Below are 22,967 nucleotides of genomic sequence, written 5' to 3' on the forward strand. Positions count from 1 at the left end.
GGCGCTTTCCCCCTAAGCGATGCGGGGAAAGTCCCCTTCAGCCCCCCGGCTGAAGGAAACGGGCCCGGGAGTGCCTCCGGGCCCGTTTCGGTTCATTCAGTGGCGCTAGCCGACTGGCTGATTCACCTGGTGTAGAACTTCTTGCCGGTCAGGGTGCCGATGAAACGCTGGAACATGCTCAGCGGCGACGAGTCGACGCCCGCCAGAGCCGGCACCTGCGCGGTCGGCATCGCCGGGGTACCGCTCACGACGGGCAGCGTGCCCGAGTTGGGCAGCTGCACCGGCAGCGTGCCCGCGGTCGGCAGGGCGCCGGCCTTGGGGAGGGCCACCGGCAGCGAGCCGACGGTGGGCAGGGCACCCGCAGTGGGCAGCGCAACCGGCAGGGCACCCGCGGTCGGGAGCGCCACCGGCAGGCCACCGGCGGTCGGGAGCTGCACCGGCAGCTTGCCCGCGGTGGGCAGCGCGGTCAGCGCCGGGAGGGCAGGCAGCTGCGCGACCTCGGGGGCGTCCGCACGAGCGGCGTCACCGGGCAGGACCGGGGTCTTCGGCAGAGCCGGGACACCGGGCAGGGCCGGGGTGACGGGCAGCTCGGGCAGGTCCGACTTCGGCAGCTGCGCGGGGATGGCACCCAGCTGCTTCAGCGCGGCCAGGCCGGCCAGGCCGGCCACCTGCACCGGCAGGGTGCCCACCTGGGGACCGTCGGCGCGGACGCCACCGATCGCCGGGATGGTCGGCCGTGCGCCGGCACCGTTCAGCGCCGAAGCACCGAAGGGCAGCATCGGGAGCGCGTCGATCGACATCTCCGAACCGACCGGGTCGGTGAAGATGCGGGTGTAGTCCTCGTCGTTGATCTCAGTGTCGTTGGTCGAGTTCTCGTCCGCGCTGGCCAGCATCGGGCGCTCGAGCTTGTTCAGCGGGATCGAGTACACCAGCGGGTGGTGCAGGTTGGCGCCGGAAAGGGCCTCTTCGCTGCCGCCCGTGCTGCTGTCGCCGCCGGCTTGGCCGTCGATCACGCTGTCCGCGTCCGTCTCGGAGTTGCCGCCTGCCGCCGCGATGGCGTCGCCGAACACCTCCGGAACGGCCGCGGCCGGGATGTCGAGGATGTTGCCCGAGAGCGATCCGTCGAGGCTCGAGGTCTCGACGTCGCCACCCGAGACGGCGTCGATGGTGTCGGAGCCTTCGGCGTCGGCGATACCCGCCGCCGCGATCGCGTCGTGCGTGACCGGCACCACCGGCAGCGCCTGCGCGCCGATGATGTTGCCCGCGACCGCGCCGTTGTCACCGTTGGTGGTGGCGTCGCCGCCTGCCGACGACATGACGTCGTTCAGGCTGTCGCCCTTGGCGATGCCCGCACCCGCGACGCCGAGACCGGTCACCGGGACGGTGCCGCCGATCGGCGTCTGGACGATGTTGCCCGCCAGCGCGCCTTCTTCACCGTCGGCGGTGGCGTCGCCACCGGCCGACGAGTCGGTCAGGTTCGAGCCTTCGCCCGACGCGATTCCACCGGCCACCGCGGCGAAGTTGTGTGCCTGGACCGGCAGGGAGACCGGGCCGTAGACCAGGTTGCCCGCGCCCGCGCCACCCTCACCGGTCGCGTGGACGTCGTGTCCGGCGTTGGACGTGGTGTCGCCGTCTGCGCCACCGTGGCCCTGGCCGGCGAGCGCGCCGCCGATCCCGAACGCCTGCACCGGCACCGAAACCGGCACGGTCGCCAGGTTGGAGCTGAGGAAGCCGTAGTCGTCGGCGGTGTTCCCGCCGCCGCCACCGGAGACGACCTTGCTCTCGTCGGCCGTGCCGGAGCCCTGGCCGACGACCGAGCCACCGGCACCGAAGACCTCGGCCGGAACCGCGGCCGGGACCTGGACGATGTTGCCGGAGCCGGACGAGTCGTCGCCCGTGGTGCCGTCGTAACCGCCGGCGGTCACGGTCTTGGTCTCGGTCGCCTTGGCGGCGGCCTGGCCGATGTGCGAAGCACCGACGCCGTAGACCTCGGGGGCCAGCGCGGCCTGGGTGTTGACGATGTTCCCGGCGAGGGTGGAGTCCTCACCGGTGGTGTGGCTGCCGTTGCCGGCGTTCGCGTCGACGGTGTTCTCGCACGACGTGGCGGTGGAGTTGCCGAGGTAGGCACCCGCGATGCAGGTCGCCTCGGACGGGGCGGCCGCGGCCGGGTCGACGATGTTGCCGCCGCCCGTGGAGCCTTCGCCCTCGCTGCTGACGAACCCACCGGCGTCGACGGCACTGGTGTGACTGGTGCCGCCGTCCTTGCCGGTGTTGGCGAGGCCGACCCAGCTGCCTGCCACACCGCCGACGTTCGCGACGTCCGCGGTCTGCGGCACGATCGCGTTACCCGCGACGAACGAGTCCTCCCCACCGGTCTGCACGTAGCTGGGCACCTTGCTCCAGCCCGGCTTGAGGTCTCCGGCCGTCGCGTCCGCGGAGGAGTTGCTGTCGGAGTTCGCGAGCGAACCGTGCGCTGCGCCCGCGTTGTCGTTGACCTTGACCGGAAGGGCGATCGGCACCGCGCCGACGTTGCCACCGAAGGTGCTGTCGTCACCGTCTGTATCGACCCAGCCGCCGGAGGTGGCCTCGGTGTCGGTGTCGTAGCCCGAACTCTTGCCGTTGCCGAGGATCCAGGACGCGGCGTTGCCGGTCACCTGGACGGGGGTGGCGAACTGACCGGCCACCACGTTGCCGGACGTGGTGGAACCCTCGCCGTCGGTGGTGATGTCGCCGGTCTCGGTAATGCTCTGGTCGGCCGAACCGCCGATCACGCGGCCGGTGCCGCCGGCGAACCCGCCGCCGTTGCCGGCGATCTGCACGGGCAGCGCCCAGTCCAGGGACACGACGTTTCCGGCGAGGCTGGAGTCCTCACCGTTGGTCTCGATGTCCTGATTGTGCGACCAGACCTGCGAGTGGTCACGACCGTGGACCTCGGCGTCGCCGAGCACGCCGACGGCGTTGTCGACGACCTGGATCGGGACGACCACGTCACCGACGACCTTGTTGCCCTTGAGGATGTCGTCCGTGGTGGTGAAACCACCCGGGGTCAGTCCGCCGTTGGCGTGGTGGGCCGGTTCACCCTTCGCCAACGGGGCGGGGATGGCCCCCTTGCCGGAGAGGCTGGGGAGCCTTCCGCCGATGCCGTCACCGCCGGCCGACAAGACCGAGGCCCTCGCGTCCGAAACGGGCTTGGTGCCGACCTCGCCCTCGTAGCCGGGGGCGTCGATCTGACCGAGGGGCGTGCCAACGGCGTTGTTGTCGATCTCGAGGGGAACGTTGACGTTCGCGTCGAGCGGGGAGGCCGGGGTGTCGGGGTTGACCTGTTCGTCAGCCGAAGCGATGCCGGTGCCCAGCATCAACAACCCACCCGTGACCAACGCGGTCTGGAGTCCGCGCTTTGCCCAGGATTGCATGGGGTTTTTCTCCTTCATTTCGGGTTCCCTTTCGGGTTCGAGGAGGTGCCTTCGAAGAGGGGGCACCAGAGGGGTGGAGCGATCGCGGGCGCGAAAAAGCGCACCGCCGTTTCGCGGGGGATCAGGAGCGGACGCGAAGCCAAACCCGGGATCGGGAGGCGTGAGGCGCGTCGGCTACCCCGCGGAGGGAGGTGTTCAGTCGGGAGTGACACCGGGCTGCGAGCCCGGGGTGAGCGGCATGTACCGCGTGCCTGCCGGCGAATAGCCGGTCAGGGAACGCTCGACGGCCGACACGAGCCAGGCGGGAACGCCATGGGTCAGGCCGTCGAGGTGACCACCGGGGGCGTTGCCGCTACCGGGGACAGTCGGGATGGACGGCGCGACGGGAAGCGGCGCCGGGGTGACCGGACGCGGGAAGTCACCACGGTGACCGTCGCGTGCCGGGACGTCCTCGGCCCGATCGACGGCACCGTGCTGCTGCACGAGGACCGGCATCGGGAGGACGGATTCGAAGGAAGCGGGGAACTGGTTCGTCGCCAGCCGGGCGAAGTCGGTGACCTGGTCGCCGGCACCGCCTGCCTCCAGCGGGGACTCCGGGTCGAGCGGAACGCCGCTGACCGGAAGCTCCGTGACGAGGTCGCCGTGCCCGCGCGGGTCGAGGAGGCCCCAGACCTTGCGGCCGAAGTCCTGCGACTCGGGCGACGGGGCGAACGTCTCGTCCAGCACCTGGCGGGTGTCCTCGGGCTTGCGCACGATGTGCTCGAAAGCCCCGAGGGTCCGCTTGGCGGGGATGATCACGGCGTTGTCCGTGAAATCGGTGATGGCGTCACTGACGCGGGCGGAGGTTTCGTGCTCCTCGGAGCGGATGTCCCCGCCGCAGTGGCGCTTCGCGGCGGGGACGGGCTTGACGTCATCCGGGAGCGACCACGCGGTGGCTTCCTGGTGGCGGCCGCCGCACATCGCGGCCTTGCCCGCACCGGCCACGTCGCCGGTGAACCCGGACGCGCCGCGGGAAACGTCGGTCAGGCCCGCCGCGGTGACGTCGGTGACCGGGGTGACGCTGGTGCCGGGAGTGGAAAGCACCGGAGCGGACGGGACGACATCGGCGGAAGCGGAAGCGCCGGAAACGACACAGGCGGCGGCGGAACCGGCGACGGCGCCGCCGAGGACGAACAGCGCACGCGAAGCGAGACGACCGAAGCGCGCCGCGCCCCGCCCCTCGTTCTTCGCCGCGTTCGCCACTCGGTCTCCTGTCAGTTCGGTTCACCGTGCGAGACCGACATAAGCAAAGTGCGGAAGGCCCGCGCGACTTCGAAACACCTTGATGGCCCGATCGTGTGAAGAACACAGGGTGTAGCCCGAAATCACGATCAGTGATCATCCCTGGCGGGGCCTGGTTACCGCGGAGTCGATCATCGAACGGTGTGTCAAGCGTCGCTTCGGGCGAATTCGACCGTGCGCGTCGCCCGGAATGTTCAAGAACGTCGCCCCGGACCGATACGGTGAGCGCGTGAGCGAGCCCCAGCGCAAGCAGCCGCAATTCGACCCGGCGAACCCCTTCCTCTCCGAATCCACCGAAGACGTCACCAGCCTGGTGCCCCGCGGCCTGCGGATCGGCGCCGCGCTGGCGTGGCGTTTCATCGTGGTGATCGCCGCGCTCTACGTCATCGTGTTCCTGATCGGCTACCTGTCGGTGGTCGTCATCCCGCTGTCGATCGCGCTGCTCCTCGCCGCGCTGCTCGCGCCCGCGGTGTCGAAACTGATGCTGCTGAAGTTCCCGCGCGGGCTGGCGGCCGGAATAGTGCTGATCGCCGGGCTCGCGATACTCGGCGGGCTGCTGACCTTCGTCGTCGCGCAGTTCTCCTCCGGCCTGCCGGAGTTGCAGAAGCAGCTGACCGAAAGCCTCAACCAGATCAAGCGCTGGCTCATCGACGGGCCGCTACACCTGCGCCAGGAGCAGATCCAGGAGTTCATCAACCAGGCGATCGGCTTCCTGCAGAACAACCAGGCGTCGATCACCACCACCGCGCTCACCACGGCGGGCACGGTCGGCGAGATCGTCACCGGCTTCATCCTGACGCTGTTCATCCTGATCTTCTTCCTCTCCGGCGGCGACCAGATCTGGAAGTTCCTCGTCCACGGCATACCCGGCCGGGTACGCGACCGGGTCGACGTCGCCGGGCGGCGCGGGTTCGCCTCGCTGGTCAGCTACGTCCGGGCGACGGCGGCGGTGGCCGTCGTCGACGCGGTCGGCATCGGCATCGGGCTGGCGATCATCGGCGTGCCGCTGGTGATCCCGCTGGCGACGCTGGTCTTCCTCGGCGCCTTCATCCCGATCATCGGCGCGGTGATCGCCGGCGCGGTGGCCGTGCTGATCGCGCTGGTGACGAAGGGCGTCGTCGGCGCGCTGATCGTGCTGGCCGTCGTCATCGGCGTCATGCAGCTGGAAAGCCACGTGCTGCAGCCGATCCTGCTCGGCCGCGCGGTCAAGCTGCATCCGCTCGCGGTGGTGCTCGCGATCACCGCGGGCCTGGTCGCCGCGGGAATCCCCGGCGCGCTGCTTTCGGTGCCGCTGCTCGCGGTGCTCAACGCCGGTATCCGGTCGCTGCTGCACGAACAGAATCCCGATCCGGACGAGGTCGACGTCCTGCGGGATCAGGCGGCGCAGCCGAACGACGCCGAGAAAACGGCCGAAGCAGAGTCGTGACGAACACCCCGCTCTGGCGAGCCGTCTCGGCGCTCGACACGCGGGATCCGGCCACTCCGCTCTGGCGCGGGGTGATCGTGCTTCGCGTGACGACGCTGCTCTTCGCGCTGGCCTCGTTCATCGTCCACTACGACGGCTACGCGAAGCAGTGGCTGGCGTGGGCCGCGTTCAGCGTGATGACGGCTTGGACGGTGCTCAGCAGCGTGCTCTACGCCCGGCCGTCGAGCCGTTGGCCGTGGCTGGTCGGCGTCGATCTCGCGGTGACCGTCGTCCTCATGTTCACGTCGGCTTGGGTCCTGTCCACCGCGCAGTTCGACGCCAACACCCCGCTCATCACGACGGTGTGGGCGGCGGTCCCGCCCGCGGCGGCCGGGACGCGGTTCGGCGCGCTCGGCGGGGTGCTCGCCGGGTTGGTGGTCTCGGTGGTCACCGGGCTGGTGCGCTGGCGTTTCGACGTCGACGTCGCGCGGGACGGCTTCCTGCTGACCGCGAGCGGGTTCGTGATCGGGCTGGCCGCGACCATGGCACGCCGGTCCGCGGACGCGCTGTCCAGGGCGTTGCGCATGGAGGCCGCGACGGCCGAACGGGAGCGGCTCGCCAGGTCGATCCACGACAGCGTCCTGCAGGTGCTCGCCCGGGTACGCAAACGCGGCGCCGAATTCGGCGGGGAGGCGGCCGAGCTGGCGAAACTGGCCGGTGAGCAGGAGATCGCGCTGCGGGCACTGGTCACCACCGAGCCGACGCGGCCGAGTGCGAACGGGACCACCGACCTCCGGGCCGCGTTGCAGTTGCTCGCGACGCCGTCGGTGCAGGTCTCGACGCCCGCGGGCGAGGTCCGCTTGCCCGAGCACGTGACCGCGGAACTGGTGGCGGTGGCGCGCGAAGCGCTGCTGAACGTCGAGAAACACGCGGGTGCCGAAGCGCAGGCTTGGGTGCTACTGGAGGACCTCGGCACCGAGGTCGTGGTCAGCGTCCGTGACGATGGTCCCGGAATCGAACCCGGTGAACTGGAACGAGCGGCGGCCGAGGGACATCTAGGTATCGCGGAGTCCATCAAGGGCCGCGTGCGAGATCTGGGCGGGAGCGTCGCCCTGGACACCGCGCCGGGCCAGGGCACGGAATGGGAAGTCAAGGTTCCAGTCGCGGCGAGGGGAAAGCGATGACCGGTGCACCTGGAGTGTCGGTGATGGTGGTCGACGACCATCCGATGTGGCGGGACGGGGTCGCCCGCGACCTGGCCGAACACGGTTTCGACGTGCGGGCCACCGCGCCGGACGCGCCTGCCGCTGTCCGGATCGCACGCACGGTCCGGCCGGACGTCGTGCTGATGGACCTCAACCTCGGCGAGACGTCGGGCGTCGACGCCACCCGCGAGATCACCGCGGAGCTGCCGTCGACCAAGGTCCTGGTGCTGTCCGCGAGCGGTGAGCACAGCGACGTCCTCGAGGCGGTCAAGGCCGGCGCATCCGGTTACCTGGTCAAATCGGCCTCGGCGAGCGAGCTGGTGGACGCGGTCAGGCGGACGGCCGCGGGGGATCCGGTGTTCACCGCCGGGCTCGCGGGGCTCGTGCTCGGCGAATACCGCCGCATGGCCGACGCCCCGGACGACGGCCCCGCCCCACCGCGGCTGACCGAACGCGAGACCGACGTCCTGCGCCTGGTCGCGAAGGGGCTGACGGCGCGGCAGATCGCCGAGAAGCTCGTCCTTTCGCATCGGACGGTGGAGAACCACGTCCAGTCGACGCTGCGGAAGCTCCAGCTGCACAACCGCGTCGAGCTGGCCCGCTACGCGATCGAACACGGACTGGATGAGGAGTAGCTCAGGCCTGGGGGACCGCCACCACCTGCCGGTTCCGGTCGGCGGGCAACGGCGTCTTCACGATCGTCCACCGCGGCCGGTCGAGGTGCCAGCTCGCGACGACGTCGGTGGCGATCACCAGGGCGTCGCCCTCGGACCATTCGATCGCGACCTGCTTGAGCGGGGCCGCGATCGGCATCGAGGGCGCGCGGGTCCAGGTCAGGGTGTCGAGGGCGAGCACCCAGACGTCGGCGGTCTGTGTACTCGTCCCGGCCCAGGCGGGATCGCCGAACAGTACGGCGACCTTGTACCCGTCGCGGCTCGGCACCACCTGGCTCGGCGTGCCGTTGGCCACCGGCCGTTCGACCGGCACGCGCTGATCGTTGCGCAGGTCGAGCACGGAGAACTTGACCAGCTCGGCGAGCAACATCCGGTCCTCGGTGATCGCCAGTATCCGCGGGAACTGGTGCACGGTGCGGCCGGTGGCGGGATCGATCAGCACGTCCTCGGCGGTGGCCGTCCCGCTGTTCACCGTGATCAGCAAGCCTTTCGGCACCTCTTGGCGCACCGCCGTCGTGCAGCTCGCCGGGCGGCCGCGGTCGCGTTCGGCGCCGAGCAGGGAGACGTACTGGAGACGGCAGAGGTCGTTGCCGTCGTCGCGGATCAGCCAGACGCCGGTCTCGTCGGCCGACGGGGCCACGCTGCGGGCCTTGCCCAGCTTCCACGGCTGGTTCTCGGGATCGCCGTAGACGAGCACTTCCGACGGCTCCAAGCACGACGGACCGCAGCGGGCGGCCGACAGCACGACCGGGAGTTCGCCGACCCGCAGGACGTCGTTGACCCGGTCCCCGGCCGGAGCGCCGGGCAACGGCGTCATGGCGCCGTTGGCGGGATCGAGGATCGACGGCGGCGAAGTCGCCATGACAAGCCGGAAACCGCTGTAGTCCACCGGTTCGCCTTCGAGTTTCGACGGTGGCGGAGGTGTCGACACGGGCGCAGGTGCGGGTTGTGACGTGACATCGGTGCATCCGGCCAGCAGGAGGACCGCCGCCATCAGGGCGGCACAGGGGTGAAATGCGGGTCTGTTCAGGGTATTTCCCCGATCTCGCGCGTGAGATCCGGTTCTACCATTCCCAGCATGGGCGAGGAAGAGCAGCCGACGACCGAAACCAAGCCGTTGACCGGACGGGACATCCGCGTCTCCGACGCGGAGCGCGAACACGTCGTCGAGGTACTGCAGAAGGCGATCGGCCTCGGGATGCTGAACCTCGACGAGTTCACCGAGCGGACCGACCGCGCCCTCGCCTCGAAGACCCGCGGCGAGCTGAACGTGGTGCTCACGGATTTGCCGGGGCTGGTGCATCCCGAAGCGGGAATGGTGCCGCGTCAACAGCAGAACCCGTTGGCACCGCCGGGCCCGCACGCCTACGCGCAGTCTTCCGGACAGGTCATGGAACTCAACGGCAAATACTCGGCGTTGCAGCGCGACGGGAACTGGCTGGTCCCCGAGTCGATGGTGATCCGGAACAAGTACGGCGCCACGAAGCTGGACTTCTCCCAGGCCGAGATCCGGCACCCGGTGGTGCACATCGAACTGCAGGCCAAATGGGGGACGGTGGAGATCACCATCCCCGAGAACGGCGCCGTCGACACCAACTCGATCACCGACATCAAGTTCGGCAACCTCGACGACCGGACCCGGTCGAACGGCCGCCCCGGCACGCCCCGGTTCGTCATCACCGGGCGCGTGCACGGGGGGTCGCTGATCATCAAGTACCCGCGGCGGGGCTTCTTCGGTTAGGCGGTGCCTACCGGCCGCACGTGCCGGAGGTGCTTGATCACGAAGCAGGCGACCGCGGCCAGCACCAGCGCGGCCAGCCCGGACACCGCATGCATCCCGCTGGCGAAGGCGTCGTGCGCGGGAACCGCGTCGGCGATCCGGGCCTGGGTGACGGCGTTGCCCAGCGTCCCGACGGTCGCGATGCCCAGCGCGTAGCCGAATTCGTTGCCGGTCTGCGACAGCGATGCCGCCGAACCAGCCTTCTCCGGCGGGACGGAGCCGACGACAAGGTCCGTGCCGAGGGTGACCAGCGGGCCGCCGCACAGGCAGGTGATGGCAAAGGCGATCGACGGGATCACCGGTCCGGCACCGGCTTCGACCTGCGTCAGCAACAGGAAGCCGGCGATCGCACCGGCCAGCCCGCCGGAGATCAGGGTGGCAGGCCGGAAGCGGCGGGCGAGGATCGGCGCGGTCAGGAAGCTGACGGTCGACGCGAGCATGCCCGGCAGCAACGCCAGCGCGGCACCGACCGGTGAGAGTTCGAGCACGATCTGGAAGAACTGCGCGACGAAGAGCATGGTCGTGCCGCCCAGCATGGTGAACGCGCACATCCCGCCGAGAGCGGTCGTGAACGCGCGGCTGCGGAACAGCTTGAGATCGATCAGCGGGTCCTCGATGGAGCGCTGGCGCCGCACGAACACCACACCGACCCCGAGCCCGATCAGGAGCGAGGCCGCCGGGACCACGTGCACGCCGTCGCGGGCGAGTTCCTTGATGCCGTAGACCGCGGGCAGGATCGTGACCAGCGAGAGCGCGACGCTCGGCAGGTCGATCCGGGCGGCGTTCTCGTTGCGGTATTCGGGCAGGAACTTCGGGCCGACGACCAGCAGCAGGACCATCGCGGGGACACCGAGCAGGAACACCGAACCCCACCAGAAGTGCTCCAACAGCACGCCACCGACCATCGGCCCGACGATCGCGCCGACGGTGAAGCAGCCCGCCCAGATGCCGATCGCGAGGGAACGCTGACGGCTGTCGAGGAACAGGTTGCTGATCAGGGCGAGCGTCGACGGCGCCAGCGTCGCACCGGCGATCCCGAGGATCACGCGGGCGGCGATGAGCATCAGCGCGCTGGTCGAGAACGCCGCCAGTACGGAGGCCAGCCCGAACGCCGTGGCACCGATGAGCAGCAGTTTCCGGCGGCCGACGCGGTCGCCGAGGGTGCCCATGGTGACCATGAACCCGGCGATCATGAAGCCGTAGACGTCCATGATCCACAGCTGCTGGGTGCTGTCGGCGCCGAGGCTCTGGCTCAGTTTCGGCAGCGCGAGGATCAGCACGAACACGTCGAGCGAGACCAGGAAGGTGGGGAGGGCCAGTACGGCCAGCCCGATCCATTCCCGGCGGCCCGCCCGCGGGGTCTCGGTGGTCGTCATGGTCCGGTCCTTTCGTCGCACTCGGTGTCTTCACCAGTGCGTCGAAGCGGTGGACCGGGTTTCGACATGCCCCCCGATCTTTTCCGGACCGAGGGAGCAGGGGACCTTTGCTATCGCTTCGCGGCGGCCTGCCTCGCGAGCACGGGGTCCGACGTGGCCAAGACCGCCTCGGCCAGTGCCTCGCATTCGGCCAGCGTCGTCGCGGCCAGGCTCGCGCCGACCGCGCGCACCGCGGGCGCGTTCATCGAGAGGCTGGTCAGGCCGAGCCCGGCAAGGACCAGCGCGAGCCTCGGATCGGCGGCGGCCTCACCGCAGACGCCGGCGGGCTTGCCGGTGTCCTTGGCGGCCCGGCCGATGACCTTGAGCAGGCGCAACAGACCTGGCTGCCACGGGTCGTTGAGCTTGGCGACGGCGCCGACCTGGCGATCCGCGGCGAAGGTGTACTGCGCGAGGTCGTTGGTGCCGACGGAGACGAAGTCGACCGCGTCGAGGATCTCGCGGGCGGTCAGCGCGGCGGCCGGGATCTCGATCATCACGCCCGCGCGGGCGATACCGGCGGCACGGGCGCGCTCGGCGAACCAAGCGGCCTCGGCGGCGGTGGCGACCATCGGCGCCATCACCGAAACCTCGGCACCGGAGTCCTGCGCGGCACCCGCGATGGCTTCGAGCTGGCGGTCGAGGATCTCGGGCCGGTCGAAGGCGACGCGAAGGCCGCGTACGCCGAGCGCCGGGTTGGGCTCGACTTCGGGCTCCAGGAAGGCGAGGGGCTTGTCAGCGCCCGCGTCGAGCGTGCGGACGATCACCGGCTTGCCGCGGAACGGGGCGAGCACGGCGGTGTAGGCCTCGCGCTGCTCTTCGACGCTCGGCTCGGCGGAGGCGTCGAGGTAACAGAACTCGGTGCGGAAGAGGCCGACACCTTCGGCGCCCGCCTCGGCCGCGGCCTGGGCGTCGGTGGCGGAACCGACGTTGCCGAGCACCTTCACGCGATGGCCGTCGGCGGTCGCGCCGGTGCCGTCCCACTCGATCGCGCCGGTCTTGGCGGCCGTGACGACTTCGGCGTTCGGGTCCGCGACCTCGACCACGCCGGTGTCACCGTCCACCGCAAGCGCTTGCGCGTCGAGTGCGAGAACCCCGCGGACCGCGACGACGGCGGGGATGCCGAGCGCGCGGGCGAGGATCGCGGTGTGGCTGGTGGGGCCGCCCTCTTCGGTGACGAGCGCGAGCACCTTCTCCGGGTCGAGCCCGGCGGTGTCGGCGGGGGCGAGGTCGCGCGCGACGAGCACGCTCGGCGACTCCAGGTCGGGAACGCCCGGGGGCGCGATGCCGAGCAACTCGGCGACGAGCCTGTCGCGCACGTCGAGCACGTCGCGGGCCCGCTCGGCCATGTAGCCACCGGCGGCCGAGAGCGCGTCGGCGAACTTGCCCGCCGCCTGATGAACCGCACGCGACGCGGGCAGGTTCTGCGTCTTGACCAGCTGCTCCGCCGAGGAGACGAGCGCCGGGTCGGCCGCCATCGCCGCTGTGGTGATGAGGATCGTCGCGGCCTCACCGGTCGCGGTCTCGGCCAGCTTCTCGAGCCGGGCCGCCACGATCTGGGCGGCCGGACCGATCCGGGCGGCCTCGGCGGCGGGATCGGCCGGTGCCGGTGTGCTCGACGGTTCGCCGAGGGGTTCGGCGACTCGGACGACAGGACCGCTCGCGCGGCCGGGACTGACGGCGACCCCGGTCAGTGACTCAGACGGCATGGTCTAGACCATATCTCATAGAGGGCGTGACCTGACTCATAGCCAACAGCACAACACAGAAGAAGACATCATTCCAGTTCGGATGCTGTCGGATAGGAGGGCTGCGCACCCTGACGGGTCACGGTGATCGCGGCCACTTTCACAGCCTGACGCGCCGCGTCGGCCAACCCCTCGCCCTTCGCGAGCGACGTGGCGAGCGCACCCGCGAAGGCGTCACCGGCGCCTGTGGTGTCGACGGCCTCGACCTTCGGCGACGACACCTCCGTCACACCTTCCGCGGTCACCACCATCGCCCCCTTCGCGCCGAGCGTCACGACCGCGGCCTTCGGACCGAGGTCGAGCAGCTTGGGGAAATCGGCCTCGCCGCCGAGAAGGAACGCCGCCTCGTGCTCGTTGACCAGCAGGACGTCGACGTTCTCGAGTGTTTTCGCGGAAAGTTCGGCCGCCGGCGACAGGTTCACCAGCGTCCGGACTCCGGCACCGGCCGCCTTCGCCACAGCGTGCTCGACGGTTTCGAGTGGAATCTCCAGCGACAGCACCACGATCTCCGCACCGTCGAGATCGATGTCCTCGGGCCGCAAGCCGGAGTTGGCCCCGGGCGAGACGAGAATCGAATTCTCGCCGTCGGGCGTGACTGTGATGTACGCGATCCCGGTAGGACGCTCGCTTGTGCGCAACAGCGTCGTGTTCACCCCGGACTCACCCAGCGAACGCTTGAGCAATTCACCGTACGGATCGTCGCCGACCGCTCCGAGCAGCGCGACGTCGGCTCCGAGCCGTGCCGCGGCGACCGCGGTGTTGGCGCCTTTGCCACCCGGTGACAGGACCGTGTCGCCACCGAGTACGGTTTCGCCACCACCGGGTCGCCGGTCGACCGGGACGACTAGATCGGCATTGGCTGACCCGATGACCAGTACCTGAGAAGACATGGAAGGAACCATGCCATGACCAAGAGTTGTCCGGTCATGTCCCTTCCCACAGCGAAGATGTGAAGAACTTTGTAACTTTCCTGGCGCGTAGTGCGACAATCAGACGAGCAGCGGAACGCCGTCACTCCTTCGGGGGATAACCTTCCCCCGGGCGTCACTTCGGCGATCACGCCCGCTCTTGAGATGCGTTGCCGCGTCCACGCGGTGACGTTGCCCCGATCCCGGTGAAAGCCGAGAGCGGGGCATCGGGTCGCCGGCGTCGATCACGTAGCCCCCCGAGTGATCGGCGCCGGCGGCGCCCCGTTCCAACGGACGCCGGAACTCTCCCGCCTCGATTCGCGACCGTCGCCTGACCGGGTGGATTTTGGCTTGAGATGACCCGAAAACCGCACAGTCCTGCCTCACCGGTCCGATCGGCCTTTGTTCTCCTTGCCGGTACAAACCAGGCCGCTCGTTGATGCGGTCAGCCCCCGAGAACCACAGCTCGCTCGGCCGCGCGTAAGACGCGTTTCCCTGCGGCGCGGCCGACTTTGTCGACAAGCTGGTACTCGTCGCCATCACGGGGGATTACGTGCAAGGAGTAGTACCACCGGCCGTTGCCGGGAGTCACCGGCTTCACGACTATTCCGTCGATACTCGCGAGATCGACCAGGACCTCGTTCTTCCCGATTTCGCGCCAGACCAGTGAATTCCGGCGCACCATGAAAGTCCCGCGCCGGCCCCGGTACAGGGACACGGCGAGATAGACCACCATCAGCGCGGAGATGATGAACAGGTTCACGGACGTCCCGCCCGAAGCGCCGATGGACAAAGACCAGATCACCAGAGCACAGGTCGTCAGCATCAGCAAGATACGGAACACCGAGGGGCGGCTCGAGGAAACCCGAGTGTCCACATGAACGGTTGTCCCGGCCTTTCGCCTCAACCGGACGACCCTACTCTTCGCCGGCCCGATCAAGCCGAGGCCACCTCGAGCGATCTCACGGGTCGGCCAGCTGGTCAGCCCTGGCTTGAAGTTCTCGACCACTGTGGACAAGTGCTCGGCTTCGTGGAGCGGCACGTATGGACTGAGCAGGTAGCCATGACGTGATCGGGCGCGAAACGGCTCGGCCAAGTCCGCGACGACGTCGTCATTGATGACCGAGAGATGCACCTCGACCAGATCGCCAGGACGTTCCTCGAAAACGAACTTCTCGATCTTGGACCAAGGGAGCTGCCTCGGTGAGCCGTCCCGCGCCGTCTGCTGGAAACCTCGAGCAGTCAATCGGGCCGGGATGACCGCTGCTCCTTGCGCCACCTTCATTCTGCGGCGTGCGGACGGGATGGCCACAAGTACCGACCCACCCAGCAGGCCGAATGGCGAAGCCACGAGATAGGCGGCCCAGTTCTCCGGCATCAGGCGGAAAACCGCCACGATCATCGTTCCCGCCATCACGAGCAACCCGGTTCCCAGCACCGTCAGGAACGTGAACGCAGCGAATACACCTTTTGGATCCCCACCGTCCGGAACAGGGAGAGACAGCTCCAGAGGCAGTTCGCGCGACACGGCCTTCGGGTGGGTGGGCTTCTTACTTCGCGTGAACGACGGCACGAACCAATCGGCGATGGACCTGATCCCGATGGCGTAGACGAGAAATAGTAGGCCACCGATGGCTATCGGTCCGACAACCCGGAGAAACACATACGGATGCGCGGTGTTGCGCTGCCAATCGCCGTTCGCGTACTTGACGAAGATCGGTCGTTCGCGATCGCCAGAAGTCAGCTCGTCGGGACCGAACTCGATCAAGCGCGCCTGTCGCTCAGGGCTCACCTGCACCTGTGCCGTGCATTCCCAGTAGAAACCGGCGCCCTTGAGCGAAACCGGCCCTCGTTCCGCACATTCAGCGACGAACGCCGTGGCGTCCGCGCCCACCGAGTCGGAGCCGGTAGTCGTCGCAGGGACGCCGGACAAGCGGAACAGCGTCACGACGCCGAGTACGAACAGGACGAGCAACACCCACGCCGCAGCGCGAGTGGCCGCGGTTTTGCCAGCGGATCTGATGGTTACCTCCGGAAACCGAACAGTACAGTTCAGGCCTGAATCGACCCCGATATCCGTTGGCCACCGGGCTGATCGAACACCGGCTGGACTTGTGCGTCACCGGGACGGTCAGCCATGACACCGTCCTTCTTCTTGTCGTCCTCGTCACCCTTGATCATCTTGTCGCCTGCCTCGCCTGCCTTCTTCGTCGCCTCTTTCGCCGCCTCCTTGCCGATATCGGCAGGAACCTCAGCGACCTTCTTCTTCACTTCGTCGCCGACTTCCTTCGAAACGTCGGTGACGGCCGTCTTCGCATACGCCCCCAGGGCGGCGATGTCGTCGCCCAGAGTCTTCGCCAGTCCGGAGACGTCCTTGCCAAAGTTCTTGGCCACAGCACCGCCATCAACCGACTTGAGGAGCCTCGAAGCCTCCCCGAACATCTCGCCGAGCTGCTTGACCAGCTTCGAGCCGTTGCCGAACGCCTTCGTCAACTGCTTGACCTTGTCCATGATCTTCGTGGCCCACTTGATCGCCATCGGAACACCCTCGGCGGCGAGGCCCGCCGGCATCGCGGGGCCGGGATAGCGGCAAATGATCCAGATCAGCTTCCAGACACACTCGGAAATGAGTTCGCGCACCACGCTGCGGATCACAGCGAGGATGGACTTGCACAACGCGATCATGACCGAGATGCCTTGTGCGCCGGTCGCCACACCTTCGTAAGTGTCGGCACGATCGTTCGCGAAAGCCCGGTACGCGTCGGCTGCGGGGCCGGTCCAGTTCGCCGAGTCTTTCGCCACGTCCTGCCGCAGCTCTTCAGCGACTTTCGACAACTCGTCGCCGATGTTGCTCCAAGTACCGCCCAGATTCTCCAGCGTGACCTGATCGCCCGTCAGCCAATCGAGGGGCTCCCGAAGGAAACTCACATGTTCGATCACCCAGCCGATCCCGGCCTTGGCGAGGGCTCCGAGCGGATCCGACATGTCCGAGGCGAAGGAAACTCCTCCCAACACGAGGTTGGCCAGCCCTTCGCCCCAATCTCCCGACCCCATCTTGATGACGGCATCACCGAAATCCTGGAGCAGACCCGCCCCTTCGAGCGGGCTCTCCTTCGCGGCTCCATCAGTGGCGACCAGGCGATTGGGCGAATGCGGGCTCGGTGTGGTGATCACGGGATTCTCAGCCATGCGTCAGTCCTGCACCTTGAAGAGGTTCTTGTACTCGTCCTCGGTAATTTCCTTGCGCTGCTGCCAAGTCCCGACCCGGTCGGCGTGATCGTCAGCAGCGTCAGCGGCCGCTTTGACCGCGTCTTCCGCGACTGACTGCCCGACCGCGAAGGCAGCAGCGAGCGTAATCCCGACCAGGCCGAAAGCCTCGGGATGCATCGTCTGTCCCGCGGCGGCGAGCGCGGTGTTGATCCGACCGGTGAGACCATCCAGCTTGTCGCGATGCGCTTGCAGAACCGCCGGATCTACCTGGAAGCCCGGTCCTGGTGGCTGACTCATGTTCCCCTCCCTCAAGTACCCGCTCAGCGCAGGAAGTCGCCGCCGGTGAAGTAGTCGTCCTCGTGGTCCGTCTGCTGCCTGCGCGCGGCACGCGGCGGCGCGGCGGGAGGAGCCGGAGGCACGGGCGGTTTGGGGGCCGGCGGAGGCGCGTCGAGTTCGTCTTCGGCGACGAAGCGGTCGTCCTCGTCCACCGTCCGGTGGCCGCCCTCGACGTAGCCCGTCGGCTCGGGTTCGGGGTACTCGTTGTGCAGCTGGTCGACCAGCTCGTTCATCGTCTCGCTGCCCGCGATGGACGGGACGCCGGTCTGCATCGCGCCTGCCAGTTTGCTCTGGGCACTTTGGACGACGCGGAGGATCTCCTGCGCGAGCGCGGGGTTGTCCCGCGCCGACGGGCCGATCTCCAGGCCCACCAGGTTCCCCGCATGGTTGACCTTGACCGAGATCTGGCCGTCCTTGCTGCGTTCCGACACCGAGACGCTTTCGATCTCGGTGCGCATTTGATTCGCCTTCCGCTGGGCGTCGGCCAGCTTGGCCTCGAAATCAGCGAAGAGCTGCTCAGGGTTCGACACGCGAACCTCCCCTGTTCACGTCGTAGCCATTCGGCGACCGAGTGTGGCATACCCGTCTGACATCGGGGAACGTTTCGCGCGTATCCACACTCCGGTCGCGTGGATCACCACAGCGGCCCCGGATTTCCCTACCCGGTACGGCGGCTGCCCCGGTGTTTATCCAGGTCATCGGCCCATAGCGTGCTGTTCATGACGATTTCGGACTGGAAACGCGCGATCTACGCGCTTCTCGCACTTCCGGGCTTCCTCGGTGGTGCGAAGGCCCAGCGCGGGCTCGCTCGGCGCTGGCTCGGGCATGACGGCGGGGCACGGCCGCGGTTCGTGGCGGCCTTCGGTCCGAGTGTGGTCGCGTTCCTGCTCGCTTTGCTGCTCTTCTATCTTGTCGGGCGCATCGCGACGTACGGGATCTTCTGGTCGGGCAGCGATCCGGAGGGCACGTGGGGCGGGCCGACGCTGGCGGGGGCGTGGATCGTGCACTTCTTCGTCGCGCTCGGGATGGCCGTTCCGGTCTTCCTGGCGCTGCGGCCACTCACCAGGCTCCAGGCTCGCCTTCTGGGTTGATCCCCGGTAATGGGCGCACTGACCACCTAGAATGCCCGGATGAACAACCCCAGCCGCAGGGGCCGCGAGCGGGCTGCGACCGATCAGGACATCCGCCGGACGGCGCGGGCGCTCCTGGTCGAGCAGGGCCCGGAGGCCGTGACGCTGCGGGCGATCGCACGCGAACTCGGCATCACGGCGCCTGCCTTGTACCGCTACTACGGGTCTCGTGACGATCTGGTCGAGCACCTTCGCGCGGACGTCGTCGCGGATCTCGCCGACGACATCGCGCAGCTCCCGGACGAGGGCGCGCTTCAGCTTTTCGCCATCTGCAAGGGATTCCGGCGGTGGGCGCTCGCCCACACCAAGGAGTTCACACTGGTCTTCGCGTCACCGGCGGGAGACGCGGGGAACCGGCTGGACGAGCCGTTCGGGCGGATCTTCCTCGCCGCGGCGGGCCGGGTGCTCGCGATGCACGACCTGGTGACGCCGTCGAACGACGTGGTCCCCGCCGAGCTGCGCGACGATCTCACGTCGTTCCAGGCGGAATTGCTGGCCGTGTTGAAGGAATCCGGTGCGGAGTTCCCGCTGGAGAAGCTCGACCTCGGCGTGACGTACCTGATGATCCAGTTCTGGGCCCGGCTCTACGGGCACGTCACGCTCGAGGTCTTCGGCAACTATCCGATCCCGTTCTCGAAACCGGACGTCCTCTTCGACGCGATGCTGGCCGATCTCGCGCGCGAGATCGGCCTGACCACCGGCTAGGCCGCGTGCCCGCCGTCGACCGAAACGGTCGTGGCGGTCACGTACTTGCTTTCCGGCCGCGCCAGGAACGACACGGTGGCGGCGACCTCCGACGGCGAGCCGTAGCGGTCGAACACCGTCAGGCCCCGCTGGTCGGCGGCGTACGGACCGTCGACCGGGTTCATGTCGGTGTCGGTCGGGCCGGGGTGCACGATGTTGACGGTGATGCCGCGCGGCCCCAGCTCCCTGGCCAATCCCTTGGTCAAGCCCAGCAGCGCGGTCTTGCTCACCGCGTACAGCGACATCCCCGGACCGGGCACGCGGTCCGAAATGCAGCTGCCGATGGTGATCACGCGACCGCCGTCGCCGAGGTGCCGGGCCGCGGCCTGGGAGGCCACGTAGACACCGCGGACGTTGACCGCGAGCACCCGGTCGATGTCCGCCAGGCTCGTCTGGTCGAGCGGGCCGACGAAACCGACGCCCGCGTTGTTGACCAGCACGTCGAGCCTGCCGAATTCGGCGACCGTCGTTTCGACGGCCGAGGAGATCGCGGCGGCGTCGGCGCTGTCGGCCTGGACCGCCAGCGCGCGGCGGCCGAGAGCCTTGATCTTGTCCACGACACCGGCCGCGAGTCCGGCGTTGTGCTGATAGGTGAGTGCGACGTCAGCGCCGTCCTCGGCGAGCCGGATCGCCGTGGCGGCACCGATCCCGCGGCTGCCGCCGGTCACCAATGCCACCTTGCCGTCGAGGGTCATGCGGTGTTCTCCGTTCGATTTCGTTGTCTTTGAACAACTCCATCGAATCGCCTCATGACCCTCGACGCTGGCGCCTTTCGGCCGTCGCGGCTACAGGACGATGTTGACCAAACGCCCTGGGACGACGATCACCTTGCGCGGTGTGCCGTCGCCGACCAGGGCGGCGACCTTCTCGTCGGCCAGCGCGGCCGCCTGCACGGCGTCCTTGCCCGCGTCGGCGGGCACGGTGACACGCGAACGCACCTTGCCGTTGACCTGGATCGGATACTCCACGGTGTCCTCGACCAGGTACTTCTCGTCGACGACCGGGAACGGCCCGTGCACCAGGGAATCCGCGTGGCCCAGGCGCTTCCACAGCTCCTCGGCCAGGTGCGGGGCCAGCGGCGCCAGCATCAGCACCAGCGGCTCCACCAGTTCCCGCGGCGTGGCCTCGGCGCCGCCATAGGTCTTGGTGACGTAGTTGTTCAGCTCGATCAGCTTCGCGCCGGCCGTGTTGAACCGCAGTTCCGCGTAGTCCTCGCGGACACCGGCGACCGCCTTGTGCAGCTGCTTGCGATCGGCGTCCGTCGCATCCACTGTGGACACCCGCAGCTCGCCGGTTTCCTCGTTGACGACCAGTCGCCACAGGCGCTGCAGGAATCGTTGCGCGCCAACGACGTCCTTGGTCGCCCACGGCCGCGAGACGTCCAGCGGGCCCATCGACATCTCGTAGAAACGGAAGGTGTCGGCACCGTAGTCGGCGGCCATCTGGTCAGGCGTTACGACATTTTTCAGGCTCTTGCCCATCTTGCCGTATTCCTGCTTGACCTCTTCGTCACCGGAGAAGAACTTGCCGTCGCGTTCCTCGACCTGGTCGGCCTGAACGTAGACGCCGCGGGAATCGGTGTAGGCGTACGCCTGGACGTATCCCTGGTTGAACAGCTTCCGGTACGGCTCCTTGGACGACACATGGCCCAGGTCGAACAGCACCTTGTGCCAGAACCGCGAGTACAGCAGGTGCAGCACCGCGTGCTCGACGCCGCCGACGTACAAGTCCGTGCCGCCCGGATCGTCGACGCCGTGCTCGGCGGGCCGCGGACCGACCCAGTACTCCTCGTTCTCGGGCGCGACGAACACGTCCGGGTTGGTCGGGTCCAGATACCGCAGCTGGTACCAGCAGGAACCCGCCCAGTTGGGCATGGTGTTGATGTCTCGGCGGTAGGTCTTCTCGCCGTTGCCCAGGTCCAGTTCGACCTCGACCCAGTCGGTGGCGCGCGCCAGCGGCGAGGACGGCGTGCTGTCTTTGTCCTCCGGGTCGAAGGTCACCGGCGAGTAGTCGGCGACCTCGGGCAATTCGATCGGCAGCATGCTGTCCGGCAGCGCGTGGACCTGGCCGTCTTCGTCGTAGACGACCGGGAACGGCTCGCCCCAGTAACGCTGGCGCGAGAACAGCCAGTCGCGCAGCTTGTACTGGACGGTGCCGCGGCCGTGGCCGTGCTCCTCCAGCCAGCCGATCATCGTCTTCTTGGCCTCGTCGACGCCCATGCCGTCCAAGAACCCAGAGTTGATCGCCGGTCCGTCGCCGGTGAAAGCCAGCTCGCCGAAGCCTTCCGTCGGCTGGACGGTGCGGATGATCTCCAGGCCGAACTTCTCGGCGAATTCCCAGTCACGTGTGTCCTGGCCGGGGACGGCCATGATCGCGCCGGTGCCGTAGCCCATCAGGACGTAGTCGGCGACGAAGACCGGGATTTCCTTGCCGTCGGCCGGATTCACCGCGTAGGAGCCGGTGAAGACGCCGGTCTTCTCCTTGTTCTCCTGACGGTCCAATTCGGACTTCCGCGACGCGGCGACCCGGTAGGCGGCGATGGCCTCGGCCGGGTTCGCGGCTTCACCGGTCCACCGGGCGTCGACGCCTTCCGGCCAGGTGGCGGCGGTCAGCTCGTCGACCAGCGGATGCTCGGGCGCGACCACCAGGTACGTGGCACCGAACAGGGTGTCCGGGCGGGTGGTGAAGACCTCGATCCTCCGCTCGCCGGACTCGAAAGAGACGCGCGCGCCGTGCGAGCGGCCGATCCAGTTGCGCTGCATGGCCTTGACCTTTTCCGGCCAGTCCAGCAGGTCCAGGTCGTCGACCAGCCGATCGGCGTAGGCGGTGATCCGCATCATCCACTGCCGCAGGCTGCGCCGGAACACCGGGAAATTGCCGCGCTCGCTGCGGCCGTCGGAGGTAACCTCCTCGTTCGACAGCACCGTGCCCAGCCCGGGGCACCAGTTCACCGGCGCCTCGGAGATGTAGACCAGCCGGTGCGAGTCGATGATCTCCAGTTGCTCGGCGCGGGTCAGCTCACACCAGTTGCGGCCGTCCGGCGTCCGGCGTTCGTCCTGCGCGTACTCGGTCTCCAGGTCGACGATCGGGCGAGCTTTACCTGCCTTTTCGTCGTACCAGGAGTTGAAGATCTGCAGGAAGATCCACTGGGTCCACTTGTAGTAGTCCGGGTCGATCGTGGAGACGCGGCGGCGCTCGTCGTGTCCAAGACCCAGGCGCCGGATCTGGCGCAGGTAGGTCTGCATGTTCTCTTCGGTGGTCTTGCGCGGGTGCTGCCCGGTCTGGACCGCGTACTGCTCCGCGGGCAGGCCGAAGGCGTCGAAGCCCATCGTGTGCAGCACGTTCCGGCCGATCATGCGGTGGTACCGCGCGAAAACGTCGGTCGCGATGAAGCCCAACGGGTGCCCGACGTGCAGGCCCGCGCCCGACGGGTACGGGAACATGTCCTGGACGAACAGCTTGTCCGACCCGACGTCGCCGCTGTCGTCCGCGAGCGGGCCGACCGGGTTCGGCGCGTGGTAGGTGCCGTGGTCGGACCAGTAGTCCTGCCAGCGCTGCTCGATCTGGCCCGCCAGCTCCGCGGTGTAGCGGTGCTGAGGGGCCGAGTCGGCGCCGCTGGGCGCTTCGCTCGCCTGGTTCATCGATCCTCCGTGCTCTTCCACGTCAAGCCACTCCAAAAACAACTCGACCCCCCAGCCCGGAGGGCATGAGGGGTCGCCGC

At 68.5% G+C, this 22,967-nt stretch carries 18 protein-coding genes; 6 read left to right on the top strand and 12 right to left on the bottom strand.

Going from position 1 to position 22,967, the window contains the following annotated elements:
* Window positions 1–122: 122 nt before the first annotated feature.
* On the bottom strand, window positions 123–3,413 hold the full coding sequence (locus tag ACM6LR_RS07835; RefSeq protein WP_414943465.1) for a PE-PGRS family protein: 3,291 nt from the start codon (window positions 3,411–3,413) through the stop codon (window positions 123–125).
* A 195-nt stretch (window positions 3,414–3,608) separates the two neighbouring features.
* Window positions 3,609–4,655 (bottom strand): hypothetical protein, encoded by a 1,047-nt coding sequence (locus ACM6LR_RS07840; RefSeq protein ID WP_414943466.1) that lies wholly within the window; start codon window positions 4,653–4,655, stop codon window positions 3,609–3,611.
* 268 nt (window positions 4,656–4,923) lie between these two features.
* Here ACM6LR_RS07840 and ACM6LR_RS07845 point away from each other — a divergent pair, with 268 nt between their 5' ends.
* The 3 genes from ACM6LR_RS07845 to ACM6LR_RS07855 are packed head-to-tail and all read left to right on the top strand — an operon-like array spanning window position 4,924 to window position 7,939.
* Window positions 4,924–6,120, top strand: coding sequence for an AI-2E family transporter (locus ACM6LR_RS07845; RefSeq protein ID WP_414936567.1), 1,197 nt, complete (start codon window positions 4,924–4,926; stop codon window positions 6,118–6,120).
* Window positions 6,117–7,283 carry a MacS family sensor histidine kinase gene (gene macS, locus ACM6LR_RS07850; RefSeq protein WP_414936566.1) on the top strand — a complete coding sequence of 389 codons (1,167 nt, stop codon included), beginning with the start codon at window positions 6,117–6,119 and terminating at the stop codon, window positions 7,281–7,283. The genes ACM6LR_RS07845 and macS overlap by 4 nt, the downstream gene beginning before the upstream one ends.
* The gene (locus ACM6LR_RS07855; RefSeq protein ID WP_414936565.1) at window positions 7,280–7,939 is read left to right on the top strand and encodes a response regulator; all 660 of its coding nucleotides are present in this window, start codon (window positions 7,280–7,282) and stop codon (window positions 7,937–7,939) included. The genes macS and ACM6LR_RS07855 overlap by 4 nt, the downstream gene beginning before the upstream one ends.
* A gap of 1 nt (window position 7,940) precedes the next feature.
* On the opposite strand, the gene ACM6LR_RS07860 is transcribed toward ACM6LR_RS07855, so the two are convergent.
* Window positions 7,941–8,909, bottom strand: coding sequence for a hypothetical protein (locus tag ACM6LR_RS07860; protein ID WP_414936564.1), 969 nt, complete (start codon window positions 8,907–8,909; stop codon window positions 7,941–7,943).
* Between the two features lie 147 nt (window positions 8,910–9,056).
* Between ACM6LR_RS07860 and ACM6LR_RS07865 the strand changes: the two genes are divergently transcribed.
* Window positions 9,057–9,719, top strand: a complete 663-nt coding sequence (locus ACM6LR_RS07865) for a DUF1707 SHOCT-like domain-containing protein (RefSeq protein WP_414936563.1) — start codon at window positions 9,057–9,059, stop codon at window positions 9,717–9,719.
* Here the strand turns inward: ACM6LR_RS07865 and ACM6LR_RS07870 are convergent.
* The 7 genes from ACM6LR_RS07870 to ACM6LR_RS07900 form a co-directional block, all read right to left on the bottom strand.
* Window positions 9,716–11,134, bottom strand: coding sequence for an MFS transporter (locus ACM6LR_RS07870; RefSeq protein WP_414936562.1), 1,419 nt, complete (start codon window positions 11,132–11,134; stop codon window positions 9,716–9,718). The genes ACM6LR_RS07865 and ACM6LR_RS07870 overlap by 4 nt on opposite strands.
* Before the next feature lie 110 nt (window positions 11,135–11,244).
* Complete coding sequence (ptsP, locus tag ACM6LR_RS07875) at window positions 11,245–12,879, bottom strand: phosphoenolpyruvate--protein phosphotransferase (RefSeq protein ID WP_414936561.1); 1,635 nt, start codon at window positions 12,877–12,879, stop codon at window positions 11,245–11,247.
* Between the two features lie 68 nt (window positions 12,880–12,947).
* Window positions 12,948–13,808: a ribokinase gene (locus ACM6LR_RS07880; RefSeq protein ID WP_414943467.1), complete on the bottom strand. Its 861-nt coding sequence runs from the start codon at window positions 13,806–13,808 to the stop codon at window positions 12,948–12,950.
* A gap of 463 nt (window positions 13,809–14,271) precedes the next feature.
* A complete protein-coding gene (locus ACM6LR_RS07885; protein ID WP_414943468.1) occupies window positions 14,272–15,804 on the bottom strand; it encodes a DUF6346 domain-containing protein in 1,533 nt (510 codons plus the stop codon).
* A 74-nt stretch (window positions 15,805–15,878) separates the two neighbouring features.
* Window positions 15,879–17,015 (bottom strand): WXG100 family type VII secretion target, encoded by a 1,137-nt coding sequence (locus tag ACM6LR_RS07890; protein WP_414936558.1) that lies wholly within the window; start codon window positions 17,013–17,015, stop codon window positions 15,879–15,881.
* A 3-nt stretch (window positions 17,016–17,018) separates the two neighbouring features.
* A complete protein-coding gene (locus tag ACM6LR_RS07895; protein WP_414936557.1) occupies window positions 17,019–17,333 on the bottom strand; it encodes a hypothetical protein in 315 nt (104 codons plus the stop codon).
* A gap of 23 nt (window positions 17,334–17,356) precedes the next feature.
* Window positions 17,357–17,902 (bottom strand): YbaB/EbfC family nucleoid-associated protein, encoded by a 546-nt coding sequence (locus ACM6LR_RS07900; protein WP_414943469.1) that lies wholly within the window; start codon window positions 17,900–17,902, stop codon window positions 17,357–17,359.
* 189 nt (window positions 17,903–18,091) lie between these two features.
* On the opposite strand from ACM6LR_RS07900, the gene ACM6LR_RS07905 reads away from it, so the two are divergent.
* The gene (locus ACM6LR_RS07905; RefSeq protein ID WP_414943470.1) at window positions 18,092–18,463 is read left to right on the top strand and encodes a hypothetical protein; all 372 of its coding nucleotides are present in this window, start codon (window positions 18,092–18,094) and stop codon (window positions 18,461–18,463) included.
* A 39-nt stretch (window positions 18,464–18,502) separates the two neighbouring features.
* Window positions 18,503–19,207, top strand: a complete 705-nt coding sequence (locus ACM6LR_RS07910) for a TetR/AcrR family transcriptional regulator (protein WP_414936554.1) — start codon at window positions 18,503–18,505, stop codon at window positions 19,205–19,207.
* On the opposite strand, the gene ACM6LR_RS07915 is transcribed toward ACM6LR_RS07910, so the two are convergent.
* Together ACM6LR_RS07915 and leuS are read right to left on the bottom strand one after the other, a co-directional pair.
* Window positions 19,204–19,941, bottom strand: coding sequence for an SDR family oxidoreductase (locus ACM6LR_RS07915; RefSeq protein ID WP_414936553.1), 738 nt, complete (start codon window positions 19,939–19,941; stop codon window positions 19,204–19,206). The genes ACM6LR_RS07910 and ACM6LR_RS07915 overlap by 4 nt on opposite strands.
* Window positions 19,942–20,031: 90 nt before the next feature.
* Window positions 20,032–22,887 (bottom strand): leucine--tRNA ligase, encoded by a 2,856-nt coding sequence (gene leuS, locus ACM6LR_RS07920; protein WP_414936552.1) that lies wholly within the window; start codon window positions 22,885–22,887, stop codon window positions 20,032–20,034.
* Window positions 22,888–22,967: the final 80 nt, after the last annotated feature.

The organism is Amycolatopsis sp. cmx-11-32 (genome assembly GCF_047608695.1).
Taxonomy (GTDB): domain Bacteria; phylum Actinomycetota; class Actinomycetes; order Mycobacteriales; family Pseudonocardiaceae; genus Amycolatopsis.

Excerpts from the sequence above, each read along its gene's own strand:
- ACM6LR_RS07835 (WP_414943465.1), bottom strand. The coding sequence starts at position 3,413 with ATGCAATCCTGGGCAAAGCGCGGACTCCAGACCGCGTTGGTCACGGGT.
- ACM6LR_RS07855 (WP_414936565.1), top strand. The coding sequence starts at position 7,280 with ATGACCGGTGCACCTGGAGTGTCGGTGATGGTGGTCGACGACCATCCG.
- ACM6LR_RS07865 (WP_414936563.1), top strand. The coding sequence starts at position 9,057 with ATGGGCGAGGAAGAGCAGCCGACGACCGAAACCAAGCCGTTGACCGGA.
- ACM6LR_RS07870 (WP_414936562.1), bottom strand. The coding sequence starts at position 11,134 with ATGACGACCACCGAGACCCCGCGGGCGGGCCGCCGGGAATGGATCGGG.
- ptsP (WP_414936561.1), bottom strand. The coding sequence starts at position 12,879 with ATGCCGTCTGAGTCACTGACCGGGGTCGCCGTCAGTCCCGGCCGCGCG.
- ACM6LR_RS07880 (WP_414943467.1), bottom strand. The coding sequence starts at position 13,808 with ATGTCTTCTCAGGTACTGGTCATCGGGTCAGCCAATGCCGATCTAGTC.
- ACM6LR_RS07890 (WP_414936558.1), bottom strand. The coding sequence starts at position 17,015 with ATGGCTGAGAATCCCGTGATCACCACACCGAGCCCGCATTCGCCCAAT.
- ACM6LR_RS07895 (WP_414936557.1), bottom strand. The coding sequence starts at position 17,333 with ATGAGTCAGCCACCAGGACCGGGCTTCCAGGTAGATCCGGCGGTTCTG.
- ACM6LR_RS07905 (WP_414943470.1), top strand. The coding sequence starts at position 18,092 with ATGACGATTTCGGACTGGAAACGCGCGATCTACGCGCTTCTCGCACTT.
- ACM6LR_RS07910 (WP_414936554.1), top strand. The coding sequence starts at position 18,503 with ATGAACAACCCCAGCCGCAGGGGCCGCGAGCGGGCTGCGACCGATCAG.
- ACM6LR_RS07915 (WP_414936553.1), bottom strand. The coding sequence starts at position 19,941 with ATGACCCTCGACGGCAAGGTGGCATTGGTGACCGGCGGCAGCCGCGGG.
- leuS (WP_414936552.1), bottom strand. The coding sequence starts at position 22,887 with ATGAACCAGGCGAGCGAAGCGCCCAGCGGCGCCGACTCGGCCCCTCAG.